This window comes from Streptomyces sp. NPDC048002 (genome assembly GCF_040653275.1).
Lineage (GTDB): Bacteria > Actinomycetota > Actinomycetes > Streptomycetales > Streptomycetaceae > Streptomyces.
In genome coordinates, this window is the sequence record NZ_JBEZNL010000007.1 from 37,569 (window position 1) to 51,928 (window position 14,360).

Consider the following 14,360-nt stretch of genomic DNA (forward strand, 5'->3'; position numbering starts at 1 on the left):
TCCTCGATAGGGCGCTGGCGGGCCTCCGCAGGCTCCGCCGCCTGGCGCGCGGGAGCGCGGCGTCGTCGATGCCCGCCCCTAGTATCTCCGTTCTTGGGCATGATCCGAACAGGAGGGGTGAACCGACCTGTGGAAATCTCTGCGACGGGGCGACTTGAGGTCCGCATCACCGCTGCTGACGTGGGCAAACGAGTCTCTGTACGACGTCTGGACGATCCGGCGCGCGGGGGTGAGAAGTTCACCGACACGGTGGGTGTTCTCGCATCCTGGGACGACGGTGTGCTGCTGATCACACGGAAGACCGGTGAGACCGTCCGCATCGCGGAATCGTCGCTGGTCGCGGGCAAGGTCGTACCGAGCGCCCCGGCCCGGCGGCGGGGCCCCGCCGCCTCCTACCAGGAGCTCGCGCGTGTCTCCGCCCGGGCGTGGCGCCCGGTGGAGAGCGAGCGGCTCGGCGACTGGGAGCTGCGGGCCGCCGCCGGTTTCACCCGGCGCGCCAACTCCGTGCTGCCGCTGGGCGACCCCGGCCTGCCCCTCGACGAGGCCCTGGCCGCCGTGCGCCGCTGGTACGGCGAGCGCGGTCTGCCCGCCTATGTGCAGACCGCGACCGGCGCCGAGGGCACGCAGGAGCTGCTCTGCGCGGAGCTGGAGCGGCGCGACTGGGTGCGTGAGGTCTCCGCCGAGCTGTGGATCGGGGCGCTGGCGCCGCTCGCGGACCGGGAGGAGCAGGCCGAGGTGGTGCTCTCCCGGACGGCGGACGAGGCGTGGCTGGCCCGCTACCGGCGCAAGGGGCTGAGCGAGGTGGCCCTGACGGTGCTGGGAAGCGGGCCCTCGGTGTGGTTCGCGAGCGTGCCCGGTCCGGGGGACGCGCCCGCGGCGATCGGACGGTGCGTCGTGGACGGCCGCTGGGCGGGGTTCGCCGCCGTGGAGGTCGATCCCGCGATGCGGCGGCGGGGGCTGGCCTCCGCCGTGATGAGCGCGCTGGCCGGGCGCGCCCTGGAGGAGGGGGCGTCGGCGGGCTGGCTCCAGGTGGAGAGCGACAACGCCGGAGCGCGGGCGCTGTACTCCGGGAGCGGATTCTCGGCGCACCACGCGTACCACCACTACCGCGAGCCGGGGAACTCCGGCTCGGGCCGGTAACCGATCGCCGTGAGAGGGCACGAGCCTGCTATGCGTCCCCCCTACCCCCCGCCGCCCGAACGTTCGCTCGAACTGCGGCGCCGGTTCGCCGAGGAGGCCCGCTGCGAGCGGCCCGACCTGTCGACGCTGTGCCTGCTGATCGGCGCCGAGGCGGACGGCGCCCTGGACGAGACGGGCATCGACGGCGCGCAGATGGAGCTGGACCGGCTGGCGGGCCTGCTGCCGTTCCGCCCCGGCGGACCCCGCGCCTGGGCCGCCGCGCTGCGCGAGCTCCTCGGCGAACGGCTCGGTTTCCACGGCGCGCCGGGCGACTACCAGCGCCTGGAGTCCTCGCTGCTCCACGAGGTGCTGCGGCGCGGACGGGGGCTGCCGATCCTGCTCTCGGTGGTGTGGACGGAGGTCGCGCGCCGGGCCGGGGCTCCGGTGTACGGCGTGGCCCTGCCGGGGCACTTCGTGGTGGGCTTCGGCGACCCGGACGAGCAGGTGCTCGCGGACCCGTTCAACGGCGGGCTGGCCCTGACCGGAACCGACGCGGAACTGCTCGTGGCGGGCTCGACGGGGACGGCTCTGGAGCCGTCGATGCTGGTTCCCGCGACTCCGCTGGAGGTGGTCTCGCGGATCCTGAACAACGTCCGCGCCTGGGCCGCGGCCCGCCCCGAACGCTCGGACGTGTCGCTGTGGGCGGTCGAACTCGCCCTGCTCCTGCCCTCGCACCCGGCGCGGCTGCGCTACGAGCGGGCGCAACTGCTGGTCCAGCGCGGCGACTTCGTGAAGGGCGCGGCGGAACTGGAGGCGTACGCCGAGGTGGTGGAGGCGGTCGACGCCCCGACGGCGGGCCGGGTCCGGCAACAGGCCCACTCGGCGCGGGCGATGCTGAACTGAGCGGGGCACCCGGGTCGCGCCGGGTGCCCCGGGGCAGCTAGCTGGGGTTCGTCTCGATGGTGGCGTCGCGTTCGGTCCTGCTCAGCAGGGCCTGGCGGAGGGCGGCGTAGACGTCCTGCGGGGTGACGGCGGTCTTCTCGCCGTTGCCCCGGGTGATCGTCACTCCGTCGAAGGTGCTGCCGTAGAGCTGCTTGAGCGCGTTGAGGTCCGGGTTGTCGACGAGCTTGCCGTCCACGGCCTTCACCCTGAGGAACTTCCACAGGGAGTTCTCCGGGCTGAACTCGATGAAGCGGGTGGCGTCCGTCCGCACGATGACGTTGGCCGACATCGCGGGCGTGGCGAACTCCTTCATCTCGCGGTCGACCTCGGCGTCGGAGATGGTGGGCTGCCGCTCGGTCGTCGCGACCGTGATCGCGGGGGCCGTGCCCGTCTCCACCTGCGTGCGGTACGCCCGCACCACCGCGTCCGTCGACCGGGCGACGTCGATGCCCTGGCCCGCCTTGCCGTAGACGGCGACGGCCTTGCCGGAGGTGAACTTGATCGTGCCGTCGGTGCTCGATCCGGAGCCGCCGGCGGCGTTCTCCAGGGCCGCCTGGAGCTTCTCCTCGTCGACCGGCATGACCGGCTCGACGACGCGTTCCTGACCGAACAGCGAGCCGATCACGGAGACGGGGTTGTAGTCGCTCTGCGCGGCCTCGCCGACAGTGGCCGCGGCGTCGAACTGGAGGCCCGCCTGGTCCGGCTTGAGCTGGACGGTCTTGTCGCCGACCGTCAGCTTCAGGGCCTGGTTCACCCGCTTCTCGAAGGCGCCGTCGAGCTTCTCGACCGCGTCGTCCCGGGTGCCGCCGCCGATGTCGACGCCGAGCACGGTGGTGCCCTTGGGCACGTCGGAGTGGTTCATCAGCAGGCCGGCGCCGTACAGACCGCCGGCCAGGACGATCACACCGCCGGTGAGCAGGCCCAGCTTGCCGCGGCCCTTCTTCTTCGGCGCGGGGGCCGCGGGCCGGGTGACCGGCTCGGGGAGCTTCGGCGGCGTGTGCGGCAGCGGCCTGTCGGTGGGGGCGTCCGCCCCGAAGTCCTGGGCGGCGGGCGGCACGACCGGGATACCGCTGGTGACGGTGTGCCCGGAGACGTTGTCGGCGGGGTTGCCGTAGCCGGGGGTGCCCGGTTCGGGGGCCGGCTTCTGCGGGGTGAGGATGGCGGTGTCGTCGCTCAGGCCGCCGCCGGGGACGTGCATACCGCCCGTCGCCGGGCCGCCGATCGGCGGAACCATCGGGCCGTCGCCGGTCACCGGACCGGTCGTCGGACCCGCGGGCCCCTGCTGACCGCCCGGTCCGTTGAAGCCGCCGGGGCCGCCGGGACCCAGGGGGCCGCCGTTCGGGCCGCCGGGGACGCCCGGCGCCGGGTAGCCGTTCTGTCCGCCGTTGCCGGAGAAGTACGGCAGGTCGTCGCGGCGCGGCTCCTCGGCGGGCCGGGAGCCGTTGCCCAGCGGACCGGCGGCCAGCGCCTCGGTGACGTCGAAGGAGCCGGTGCCGCCGCCGTGGCCGGGCGCGACGGGACCGCCGGTGGCGCCCGCGGGCCCCGGGCCGCCCGTGGCGCCGGGGCGGGGGCCGCCCTGCGCGTTCATGCCGCCGACGACACCTGCGGGCCGCGCCGACCCGGCCGCACCCGCGCCGGGCCGCGGGGCCGAGGGCGCGGCGCCGGTGCCGGCGGAACCCGCGGGCGCACCGGCCCCGTTGCTCTGACCTGCGGCCGGAGTGCTCTTGGGGGCGCCGGACTTGCGGGGCGCGAACCAGTCGCTGGGCTTCTCCTCGGCCGCGGGCGCGGGCTCGGCGGGCGGCTCGGGGGCGCGCGTGGGCGCTGCGGCACCCGGCGCCGACGACTCGGCCACGGTGGGGGCGCCCGCCTCGGCGGGCTTGTCCGTGACGGGCTTGCGCACGACGACCGGCGGAATGGGCCGTGAGCCCGGGATGTTGATCCGGATCCGGGTCGTCAGCGTCGTCTCGGTCTTGCGTTCCTCCGGCTGCGCGGCCGAACGGCCCGCGTCCGGACCGCCGTCGGGAACCGCGGGCGTCCCGTAAGGCGGCGTGCCCGAGGGGTAGGCGGCTCCGCCGCGCCCGTTGGGCCCGGAGGACGGACTGTCAGTTTCACGACTCAAGGCAGGTTCTCCCGGTTGGCTCCGCCGCCCGTTTCGACCTTCACGCGAGTGGGGGTCCCCCCGGCCGAGGTGGTTCGAGGCTGAGGGAGGCTCGGCGGCGCGCACCACCATACTGGCCACTTCTGGCCCGTATCCCACGACCGCCGGGGAATTCCACACCGGACTCCCACGCGCGCGGTGCGGCGAAGTGGTACGTCACTTGCCAAGTCGGACCTGACCGCCGTCCGGTTGCCGCGTGGGCGCGAGGGTGGCGCACATCACAGCGGCGGCCATACCGCCGAGCAGGAAGATGTAGGAGCCGCCGTCCGAGGCGAAGACGAAGTCACCCTCCGGGCGGCTGGTGGTGAGCAGGATGACGGCGAGCATCCAGCCGGCGGCGGGCGCGACGGCCCCGGCCCGGCTGCGGGCGGCCAGTCCGCCGCCGAGGCAGAGCCCGGCCTCACCGGCGAGCGCGAGCAGCAGTCCGAGGGGGAACCAGGCGCTCTGGACCAGCGCGCCCGCGGCTCCGACGACCGCGCCGAGCGCGAACAGGCCGAGGTAGAGGGCGCCGCGCGCCAGGGAGGGGATCCTCAGGGGCTGGGCGAGCAGGGGGGTCTGTTCGTTCTTCATCGCGCCTCCCCGGTCCCGGCGATTCCGGCGAACAGGTCGGTCTCGGGCGCCCCGGCGGCCTCGCCGCGCACCAACTCGTAGTACTCGGTGGTGAGGACGGGCTGGGCGAGTTCGTTGGAGAGGACGAAGTACTCGCCGCTGACGGTGATCTGGGTGGCGTGGGCGGCCATCGCGGCGGTCTTGGCCGCGGTGTGCGCGGTGCCGTCGATCACGGTGGTGATCCGCTCGTCGGGGACCACCCCGGGGACGTCGTCCAGCTCGGCCGTCCGGGTGAAGGGCAGGGACGGCAGGGCGTCCTTGAGGCGGGCGAACGCCTGCTCGCCGACGGTGCGCGGGACCCGGTTCCAGTAGACCTTGTCGATCGGCAGGCCGGCCTCGGCGGCGCGCTCGGCGGCGCGCATGGCGACCCGGTGGGCCTGGATGTGGTCCGGGTGGCCGTAGCCGCCGTTGTCGTCGTAGGTGATCAGGACCTGGGGGCGCACCTCGCGGATCACGTCCAGGAGGAGGCCGGCCGCCTCGTCGACGTCGGCCTGCCAGAAGCAGTCGGGGTCGTCGTTGTCGGGCAGGCCCATCATCCCGGAGTCGCAGTAGCGGCCCGCGCCGCCCAGCAGGCGGAAGTCGTCGACGCCCAGCTCGCGCATGGCGGCGGTCAGCTCGCCCAGCCGGTGCCCGCCGAGGGCGGCGCCCGACAGATGCGCGAGGGACGGCGGGATGACCTCGCCGCGCTCACCGAGCGTGCAGGTGACCAGGGTCACCCGGGCGCCCTCGGCGGCGTACGCGGCCATGGTCGCGCCGTTGTTGATCGACTCGTCGTCCGGGTGCGCGTGCACCAGCAGCAGACGCCGGGAGGGCAGTTCCGTCATGGGGCCACCCTAAGGGGGAGGCCCCGGTGCGATCAGAACTTGATGCTGCCGATCATGCTGGCCACGCTGGTGGTCAGATCGCTGATCGTCGGCGACAGGGTGGACGAGGCGAGGTAGAAGCCGAGCAGGATGCAGACGACCGCATGCCCGCCCTTCAGTCCCGACTTCTTGATCAGCAAGAAGACGATGATCGCCAGCAGCACCACCGCCGAAATCGAGAGTGCCACGGCGGCTCACCTCCAAAGAACCCAGGGACGCGGGGGTCGGTCCTCATGGAACCGGGGGCAGATAAATCCATTGAACGGCCAGCAGGTTCATACCCACTATGCGCTAGCGATCATAACTATCCGTACGCGCGCATCGGTCGGCGCACGGCCGCACAAGGGGGCGCATGGCCAATATGGTCGGTCCATGACGACGAGGTCCGACTCCTTCCCCCGACGGCACGCCCGTACCCAGCGGTTCACCCTCGGCGCGCCACGCGCGTTCAGCGTGGCGCCCGACGGTTCGCGGGTCGCGTTCCTGCGCTCCCCCTCCGGTACGGACCGGGCGAACGCGCTGTGGGTGCTCGACACCGACAGCGGCCGGGAGCGCGTGGCCGCCGATCCGCAGGCCCTGTTGGGCGGTTCGACGGAACAGCTCTCCGCGCAGGAGCGCGCCCGGCGTGAACGCAGCCGCGAGGGCGGGGCCGGCATCGTCGGCTACGCCACCGACGCGGCCCTGGAGTTGGCGTCTTTCGCCTTGTCAGGGCGGCTCTTCCTGGCCGAGCTGCGGGCCGGGACGGCACGTGAACTCCCGTCCCGGGGGCCGGTGATCGACCCCCGCCCCTCCCCCGACGGACGCCGAGTCGCCTACGTCGCCCAGGGCGCCCTGCATGTCGTGGACGTCGACGGCGAGGGGGAGCGCACGCTCGCCTGGGAGGAGTCGGCGCAGGTCTCCTACGGTCTGGCCGAGTTCATCGCGGCCGAGGAGATGGGCCGTTCGCGGGGCTTCTGGTGGGGCCCGGAGTCGGACCGGCTGCTGGTGGCGCGGGTCGACGACACGCCGGTGCGCCGCTGGTGGATCTCCGATCCGGCCCGCCCGGAGCGCGAGCCGCAGCGGGTGGGCTACCCCGCGGCGGGCACCGCCAACGCGGACGTGCGGCTGTTCGTCGTCACGTTGGACGGGGAGCGCACGGAGGTGATGTGGGACCGCGCCCGCTATCCGTATCTGGCGCATGTGCACTGGTCAGCGGCGGGTGCGCCGCTGCTGCTCGTACAGGCGCGCGACCAGCGCAGCCAGCTGTTCCTCGCCGTGGACCCGGAGTCGGGGGCGACCCGGATGGTGCACGCGGACGAAGATCCAATTTGGCTGGAACTTTTCCCCGGGGTGCCCTGCTGGAGCCCTTCCGGGCGGCTGGTGCGGATCGTCGACGAGGGCGGCGCGCGGGTCCTCGCGGTGGGTGAACGGCCCCTGACCGGAGCCCAGTTGCACGTACGGGCGGTGCTGGACGTGTCCGACGACGACGTGCTGGTTTCGGCGTCGGCCGGGGAGGCGGCGGCGGACCCGGAGATCGGCGAGGTGCACGTGTACCGGGTGAACGAACTCGGAGTGGAGCGCGTCTCGCAGGAGCCCGGCGTGCACTCCGCGGTACGCGCCGGGGGCGTGACCGTATTGGTGTCCTCCTCGCTCGACCGGCCGGGGGCACGCGTGCGGGTGTACCGGGACGGGAAGCAGACCGCCACCGTCCCTTCGCATGCGGAAGATCCCGGTCTGTCCCCGCGCGTGACGCTCACCCAGGGGGGCGCACGTCGTGTCCCGTGCGCCGTGCTTATGCCATCGGACTACCGCGGTGACACCTCCCTGCCGGTCCTGATGGACCCCTACGGCGGCCCGCACGGGCCCCGGGTGGTCGCCGCGCACCACGCGATGCTCACCTCCCAGTGGTTCGCCGACCAGGGGTTCGCGGTGGTCGTCGCGGACGGCCGGGGCACTCCGGGCCGCTCGCCGGAGTGGGAGAAGGAGATCCACCACGACCTGACCGTCAGCCTCGACGACCAGGTCGACGCCCTCCAGGACCTCGCCCGGACCCACCCGCTCGACCTCTCCAGGGTCGCCATCCGGGGCTGGTCGTACGGCGGCTGGCTGGCGGGCCTCGCGGTGCTGCGCCGCCCGGACGTCTTCCACGCCGGCATCGCGGGCGCCCCGGTCACGGACTGGCGGCTGTACGACACCCACTACACGGAGCGGTACCTGGGCGACCCGGCCGAACGGCCCGAGGTGTACGCGCACAGCTCGCTGGTGACCGACGAGGGGCTGTCGTCCCCGGCGGAGCCGCACCGGCCGCTGATGATCGTGCACGGCCTGGCCGACGACAACGTGGTGGTCGCGCACTCGCTGCGGCTCTCCTCGGCCCTGCTCTCCGCGGGCCGCCCGCACGAGGTGCTCCCGCTGAGCGGGGTGACCCACATGACGCCCCAGGAACAGGTCGCGGAGAACCTGCTGCTGCTCCAGGTGGACTTCCTCAAGCGCTCCCTGGGACTGCGGTAAACGGCAACGGACCGGGGTGACATGGCGCACCCCGGTCCGTTTACGGCACCCGCACGGCCGTACGTTGTTCAGACTGACGCGTCCGTATATCGGAACCGCGTCAAGGGAGTTGCCTCCTTGTTACCGAGGAGTCGGCGGCTCGCCGGGCTCCTGCGGCGGCTGCGGCGGCGGTGGCTCCTCCGACGGCACGACCTGCTTCTCCTCCGCGAAGTGGCACGCCGAGTCGTGGGCGGCGGGCCCCTCCACGGCCCGGAAGGGCGCCGGGACGGCGAGCACCGGGACCTCCTGGGCGCAGCGTTCCTGGGCCTTCCAGCAGCGGGTGCGGAAGCGGCAGCCGGAGGGGATGTTCGTCGGGGACGGGACGTCGCCTGCCAGGATGATCCGCTCGCGGTGCTCGCGGGCCTCCGGGTCGGGCACGGGGACCGCGGACAGCAGCGCCTGGGTGTAGGGGTGCGTGGGGTGGTCGTAGATCTCGGCGTCCCTGCCGGTCTCCACGATCCGGCCCAGGTACATCACCCCGACCCGGTCGGAGATGTGCCGGACGATCGACAGGTCGTGGGCGATGAAGATGTAGGAGAGCTCGAAGTCCTTCTGGAGCCGGTCCAGCAGGTTGATGACCTGGGCCTGCACCGAGACGTCCAGCGCGGAGACCGGTTCGTCGGCGACGATGATCTCCGGGCGCAGCGCCAGCCCGCGGGCGATGCCGATGCGCTGGCGCTGGCCGCCGGAGAACTGGTGCGGATAGCGGTTGATGTACTCGGGGTTGAGGCCGACGACGTCCAGCAGCTCCTGGACCCGGCGGCGCCGGTCGCCCTTCGGGGCCACCTCGGGGTGGATGTCGTAGGGCTCCCCGATGATGTCGCCCACCGTCATCCGGGGGTTGAGCGAGGTGTAGGGGTCCTGGAAGACCATCTGGATGTTGCGGCGCACGGCTTTGAGGGCCTTGCCGGACAGCTTGCCGATGTCCTCGCCCTTGTACATGATCGAACCGGCCGTCGGGCGTTCCAGGTTGACCAGCATCTTCGCGACCGTCGACTTGCCGCAGCCGGACTCGCCGACGATGCCGAGGGTCTCGCCCCGGTCCAGCCGGAAGTCGACGCCGTCGACGGCCTTCACGGCGCCGACCTGCTTCTTGAAGAGGATTCCGGTGGTCAGCGGGTAGTGCTTGACCAGGCCGCTGACCTCCAGGATGGGCTCAGCCATGGAGGCACTCCCTCCAGAAGTGGCAGGCGCTGCCCCGGTCCTGGTCCGAATCGGTCACCTCGTACAGGGGCGGTTCGTCGGTGCGGCACACGTCCTGGGCCATGGGGCAGCGGGGGTGGAAGGCGCAGCCCGGCGGGATGTGCATCAGGTTCGGCGGCAGGCCCTTGATGGCGTAGAGCTCCTGTCCCTTCTGGTCCAGGCGCGGGATGGAGTCGAGCAGGCCCCGGGTGTAGGGGTGGGCGGGCGCCTTGTAGATGTCGTGCACGGGCGCGGACTCCACGATCCGGCCCGCGTACATGACGGCGATCCGGTCGGCGACGTCGGCGACGACGCCGAGGTCGTGGGTGATGAGGATCAGGCCCATGTGGTACTCGCGCTGCAGCTCCGCGAGCAGGTCCATCACCTGGGCCTGGACCGTGACGTCGAGGGCGGTGGTCGGCTCGTCGGCGATGATCAGGGCGGGCTCCAGGGCGAGCGCCATCGCGATCATGATGCGCTGGCGCATACCGCCGGAGAACTGGTGCGGGTACTGCTTGACCCGCTCCTTGGCGGCCGGGATGCGGACGTGGTCCATCAGTTCCACGGCCTTGGCGCGGGCGTCCTTCTTCGACATGCCCCGGTGCACGGTGAACATCTCGCCGAGCTGGTCGCCCACGCTCAGCACGGGGTTCAGGGAGGACAGCGCGTCCTGGAAGATCATCGCCATGCCGGCGCCGCGGATCTTCCTGCGCTCCTCCTCCTTCAGCTTCAGCAGGTCCTGACCCTGGAAGAGGATCTCGCCCGAGGTGATCCGGCCCGGGGGCATGTCGAGGATGCCCATGATCGCCTGCGCGGTGACCGACTTGCCGGAGCCGGACTCGCCGAGCACGGCGAGCGTCTCCCCCGCGTCGACCGCGTAGTTGACGCCGTTGACCGCCTTGGCGACCCCGTCCCGGGTCCGGAACTCCACGTGCAGATCACGCACTTCGAGGAGCACGTCTCACCTCAGCTTCGGGTCGAGGGCGTCGCGGACGGGGTCCTCGCGGACGGCGTGCGCGGATTCGGTGCCGGGGATCCGGCCGCCCGGACGGCGGTCCCGACCGGGGGCGGCCGCCGGGCGGGCGGCGGGTGCGCCGGTCGGGCCGGGCGCTTTCCAGGTCATGGCTGACGTCACCTCAGCTTCGGGTCGAGGGCGTCGCGGACCGCGTCGCCGAGCATGATGAAGGCCAGGACGGTGACCGCCAGGGCGCCCGAGGGCCACAGCAGGGCGTGCGGGGCGTTGCGTACGTAGGGGGAGGCGGCGGAGATGTCGATGCCCCAGGAGACGCTGGGCGGTTTCAGCCCGACGCCCAGGTAGGAGAGGGTCGCCTCCAGGGAGATGTACGTGCCGAGCGCGATGGTCGCCACGACGATCACCGGGGCGACGGCGTTGGGCGAGATGTGCCGGAGCATCATCCGGGAGTTGGAGGCGCCGAGCGCGCGGGCGGCCTGCACGTAGTCGTTCTGTTTGACGGTGATGACCGAGCCGCGGGCGATCCTGGAGATCTGCGGCCAGCCCAGCAGCACCATGAACCCGATGACCGGCCAGATGCTGTTGCTGGTGACCACCGACAGCAGTACGAGTCCGCCGAGGACGACGGGGATGGCGAAGAAGATGTCGGTGAGCCGGGACAGCAGCGAGTCCCATCCTCCGCCGAAGAACCCGGCGAGCCCGCCGAGGACGCCGCCGAGGATCGCGACGCCGAGCGTGGCGCAGACGCCGACGGCGACGGAGGTCCGGGCGCCGTAGACGGTCCGGGTGTAGACGTCGCAGCCCTGTCCGTTGAAGCCGAAGGGGTGGCCCGGCTGGGAGCCCTGCTGGGCCTTGGCCAGGTCGCACTTGAGGGGGCTCATCCAGGTGATGGAGCCCGGCCACAGGGAGATGAAGACCAGGAAGAGGATGACCAGCCCGGCGATGATGAAGACCGGGTTGCGGCGCAGGTCGCGCCAGGCGTCGGACCACAGGGAGCGGGGCTTCTCCTGCGGTCCGGTGCCCTCGGGACCGCCAGGGGTCTTCTCGAGCGTCTCGCCCTCGGCCGCCGCGAGGTCCATGGCGCCGCCCGCACCCGTCGGGGCGATCGCTCCGTCGTCGTGGGGCTGCTCAGGCATAGCGGATCCTCGGGTCGAGTACGGCGTAGAGGAGGTCGACGAGCAGGTTGGCGATCAGGAAGACCAGCACCAGGACGGTCACGAAGCCGACCACCGTCTGGGTGTTCTGCCGCAGGATGCCCTGGTAGAGCTGGTAGCCGACGCCGTGGATGTTGAAGATCCGCTCGGTGACGATGGCGCCGCCCATCAGGGCGCCGATGTCGGTGCCGATGAAGGTGACGACGGGGATCAGCGAGTTGCGCAGCAGATGCCGGGTGATCACCCGGCGCCGGGGCAGGCCCTTGGCGACGGCCGTGCGGACGTAGTCGGCCCGCTTGTTCTCCGCGATGGAGGTCCGGGTCAGCCGGGTGACATAGGCGAGGGAGACCGAGGCGAGCACCAGGCCCGGCACGATCAGCTCGCCGAAGGTCGCGTCCGTGGAGACCGACGGTTTGATCCAGCCCCACTCCACGCCGAGCAGGAGCTGGAGGAGCAGACCGGTGACGAAGGTGGGGACCGAGATCACCACGAGGGTGATCAGCAGCACCCCGGTGTCGACGGGCCGGCCCCGCTTGAGGCCGGTGATGACGCCCAGGGTGATGCCGATGACGATCTCGAAGAGGATCGCCACGATCGTCAGCCGGATGGTCACCGGGAACGCCGAGGCCATCAGCTCGGTGACCGGCTGCCCGTTGAAGGCGGTGCCGAAGTCGCCGGTGAAGACGTTCCCCATGTAGGTCAGGTACTGCTGCCACACCGGCTTGTCGAGGCCGAACTCCTTCTCCAGCTGGGCGGCCGTCGCCGGGTCGCACTGCCGGTCGCCGCAGAGTCCCGCGATGGGGTCGCCCATCACGTTGACCATGAGGAAGATCAGCAGGGTCGCCCCGATGAAGACGGGGATCATCTGGAGCAGGCGCCGGACGACGTACCGTCCCATGGGCGCTCAGCCGACCTTGATCTCGTTGTAGACCGGGACGCTGAACGGGTTGAGCTTGACGTTGGACAGCCGCTCGGAGAAGCCGGCGCTGCCGTTCTGGTACCAGAGCGGGATGGCGGCCATGTTGTCCCGGACGACGGCCTCGGCGTCCTTGAAGGTGTCGACGGCCTTGGCGGTGTCGGTCTCGGCGTTCGCCTGGTCGACGAGGCTGTCGAACTCCTCGTTGGACCACTTGCCGTCGTTGGAGGAGGCGTTGGTGTAGTAGAGCGGCTGGAGGAAGTTCTGGATGAGCGGGTAGTCCATCTGCCAGCCCGCGCGGAACGGGCCGCTCATCTTCAGGTCGGTGATCTGGCTGCGGAAGTCGGCGAAGGTGCCGACCGGGTTGCCGACGCACGCCTTCTCGTTGTCGAGGGCGTTGTTGATGGAGTTGCAGACGGCGTCCACCCACTCCTTGTGCGAGCCGGTGTCCGCGTTGTACGTGATCTTGACCTGGCCGCCGGGGAGTCCGCCGCCCTCCTCGATGAGCTTCTTGGCCGCCGCGGCGTCGTACTCGCAGGCGTCGCCGCAGAAGCCCTCCTCGAAGCCGCCGTCCTCGCCGAGCACCGGGGAGGTCCAGTCGGTGGCCGGGGTGCGGGTCTTCTGGAAGATGGTCTCGGTGATCTGGTCGCGGTCGATGGCGCGGGAGAGCCCGGTGCGGACCTTCTCCATGCCGGGCTTGTTCCAGTTGTCGTCGTAGAACGGGAACGCGAGCGTCTGGATGATGCCGGCGGGGGTGTTCAGATAGCGGTCGCCGAGGTCGGCCTGGACGTTCTTCAGCTGGGCCGCGGGCACGTCGTCGACGAGGTCGAGGTTGCCGGCCAGCAGGTCGGTGTAGGCGGTGTTGTTGTCGGTGTAGACCTTGAGGTCGACCCCGCCGTTCTCCGCCTTGTCGTCCCCGGGGTAGTCGTCCCAGACGCGCAGCGACATCTGCGAGCCCTTGGCGTAGGAGTCGATCGTGTAGGGGCCGTTGCCGACCGGCTTGCTGAGCCAGGCGTCGTGGTCGTCGAAGAACGCCTGCGGCAGCGGGGCGTAGGCCGGGTAGCCGAGGGTCTCGGGGAAGGTCGAGAACTTCTGGTTGAGCTTGACGGTGAAGGTCTTCTCGTCGACGACCTCCAGTCCGGAGAGGGTGTCGGCGGTCTGCTCGCTGCCGTCCTCGGGGTGGACCTTGTCGTAGCCGTCGATGTAGCTGAAGAAGTACGCGTTCTTCTGGTTGTTCTTCAGGCTGGCGCCGTAGTTCCAGGCGTCGACGAACGAGTTCGCGGTGACCTTCTCGCCGTTGCTGAAGGTCCAGTCCTTGATCTTGACGGTGAAGTTCTGCGAGTCGGTCGTCTCGATGGACTCGGCGAGCATGTCCTGGGCCTCGCCGGTCTCCGGGTCGTACCTCTTCAGGCTTCGGAAGATCATGTCGAGGACCTTGCCGCCCTGCACCTCGTTGGTGTTGGCGGGCTCCAGCGGGTTCTGCGGGTCGCCCCAGGAGGAGCTGAGCACGGCGCTGCTGTCGCCGCCGCTGTCCCCGTCGCCGCCGCCGCAGCCGGTCGCCGCGAGCGCTACCACCGCCGCGCATGCGGCCCATTTGGCGTGCGTGGCTCCACGCATGGAGTGCCTCCTCATGACTGCGCTGCCTCCAGCGCCGCAGCACTGGACCGTTAACCGTAAATATCAACGCAAGTCGGACAGTCCGCACACGCTTGCCATCCTTCGGGGGCCTGCGGCAACCCATTCAGCCCCTTCCGAATCGATCTTGAATCAGCCCGAACGGATCCCTCGCGAGGGGCGCAATGGATCTTCACCTTCCGATGCCGAACCGTTGGATTCGGCCGGGTCGATGTACGCATTTCGGCACTTCGGCGTCCGCATAACGAACTCCTTGCCCGAATAGTCCAGTTGGCCCGAA

Annotated in this window: 13 protein-coding genes; 3 read left to right on the forward strand and 10 right to left on the reverse strand. The window is 71.3% G+C overall.

The window, feature by feature from the left end:
* Window positions 1-99 precede the first annotated feature (99 nt).
* The gene (locus tag AB0E07_RS12220; RefSeq protein ID WP_362249189.1) at window positions 100-1,140 is read left to right on the forward strand and encodes a GNAT family N-acetyltransferase; all 1,041 of its coding nucleotides are present in this window, start codon (window positions 100-102) and stop codon (window positions 1,138-1,140) included.
* Between the two features lie 30 nt (window positions 1,141-1,170).
* Window positions 1,171-2,022, forward strand: coding sequence for a transglutaminase-like domain-containing protein (locus tag AB0E07_RS12225; RefSeq protein ID WP_362249191.1), 852 nt, complete (start codon window positions 1,171-1,173; stop codon window positions 2,020-2,022).
* 37 nt (window positions 2,023-2,059) lie between these two features.
* Here the strand turns inward: AB0E07_RS12225 and AB0E07_RS12230 are convergent, their stop codons facing one another.
* The 4 genes from AB0E07_RS12230 to AB0E07_RS12245 form a co-directional block, all read right to left on the reverse strand.
* Window positions 2,060-4,180, reverse strand: a complete 2,121-nt coding sequence (locus AB0E07_RS12230) for a hypothetical protein (RefSeq protein ID WP_362249194.1) — start codon at window positions 4,178-4,180, stop codon at window positions 2,060-2,062.
* Window positions 4,181-4,375: 195 nt separating this feature from the next.
* On the reverse strand, window positions 4,376-4,789 hold the full coding sequence (locus tag AB0E07_RS12235; RefSeq protein WP_362249198.1) for a DUF6113 family protein: 414 nt from the start codon (window positions 4,787-4,789) through the stop codon (window positions 4,376-4,378).
* Entirely contained in the window at window positions 4,786-5,652 is an 867-nt protein-coding gene (gene mshB, locus AB0E07_RS12240) for an N-acetyl-1-D-myo-inositol-2-amino-2-deoxy-alpha-D-glucopyranoside deacetylase (RefSeq protein ID WP_362249201.1), read from the reverse strand. Before mshB ends, AB0E07_RS12235 begins: the two co-directional genes overlap by 4 nt.
* Before the next feature lie 32 nt (window positions 5,653-5,684).
* Window positions 5,685-5,879 carry a hypothetical protein gene (locus AB0E07_RS12245; protein WP_351923440.1) on the reverse strand — a complete coding sequence of 65 codons (195 nt, stop codon included), beginning with the start codon at window positions 5,877-5,879 and terminating at the stop codon, window positions 5,685-5,687.
* 184 nt (window positions 5,880-6,063) lie between these two features.
* On the opposite strand from AB0E07_RS12245, the gene AB0E07_RS12250 reads away from it, so the two are divergent.
* Window positions 6,064-8,181, forward strand: a complete 2,118-nt coding sequence (locus AB0E07_RS12250) for a prolyl oligopeptidase family serine peptidase (protein ID WP_362249205.1) — start codon at window positions 6,064-6,066, stop codon at window positions 8,179-8,181.
* Window positions 8,182-8,301: 120 nt separating this feature from the next.
* Here the strand turns inward: AB0E07_RS12250 and AB0E07_RS12255 are convergent, their stop codons facing one another.
* Genes AB0E07_RS12255 through AB0E07_RS12280 form a run of 6 tightly spaced genes read right to left on the reverse strand, consistent with a single transcriptional unit; the run spans window position 8,302 to window position 14,062 of the window.
* A complete protein-coding gene (locus tag AB0E07_RS12255) occupies window positions 8,302-9,384 on the reverse strand; it encodes a dipeptide ABC transporter ATP-binding protein (protein ID WP_362249207.1) in 1,083 nt (360 codons plus the stop codon).
* Window positions 9,377-10,360: an ABC transporter ATP-binding protein gene (locus AB0E07_RS12260; RefSeq protein WP_362249210.1), complete on the reverse strand. Its 984-nt coding sequence runs from the start codon at window positions 10,358-10,360 to the stop codon at window positions 9,377-9,379. Before AB0E07_RS12260 ends, AB0E07_RS12255 begins: the two co-directional genes overlap by 8 nt.
* A gap of 3 nt (window positions 10,361-10,363) precedes the next feature.
* The gene (locus AB0E07_RS12265) at window positions 10,364-10,525 is read right to left on the reverse strand and encodes a hypothetical protein (RefSeq protein ID WP_362249213.1); all 162 of its coding nucleotides are present in this window, start codon (window positions 10,523-10,525) and stop codon (window positions 10,364-10,366) included.
* Window positions 10,526-10,533: 8 nt separating this feature from the next.
* The gene (locus AB0E07_RS12270) at window positions 10,534-11,511 is read right to left on the reverse strand and encodes an ABC transporter permease (RefSeq protein ID WP_362249216.1); all 978 of its coding nucleotides are present in this window, start codon (window positions 11,509-11,511) and stop codon (window positions 10,534-10,536) included.
* Window positions 11,504-12,427 carry an ABC transporter permease gene (locus AB0E07_RS12275; RefSeq protein ID WP_362249219.1) on the reverse strand — a complete coding sequence of 308 codons (924 nt, stop codon included), beginning with the start codon at window positions 12,425-12,427 and terminating at the stop codon, window positions 11,504-11,506. The genes AB0E07_RS12270 and AB0E07_RS12275 overlap by 8 nt, the downstream gene beginning before the upstream one ends.
* 6 nt (window positions 12,428-12,433) lie before the next feature.
* Window positions 12,434-14,062: an ABC transporter substrate-binding protein gene (locus tag AB0E07_RS12280; RefSeq protein WP_362249222.1), complete on the reverse strand. Its 1,629-nt coding sequence runs from the start codon at window positions 14,060-14,062 to the stop codon at window positions 12,434-12,436.
* Between the last annotated feature and the right edge of the window lie 298 nt (window positions 14,063-14,360).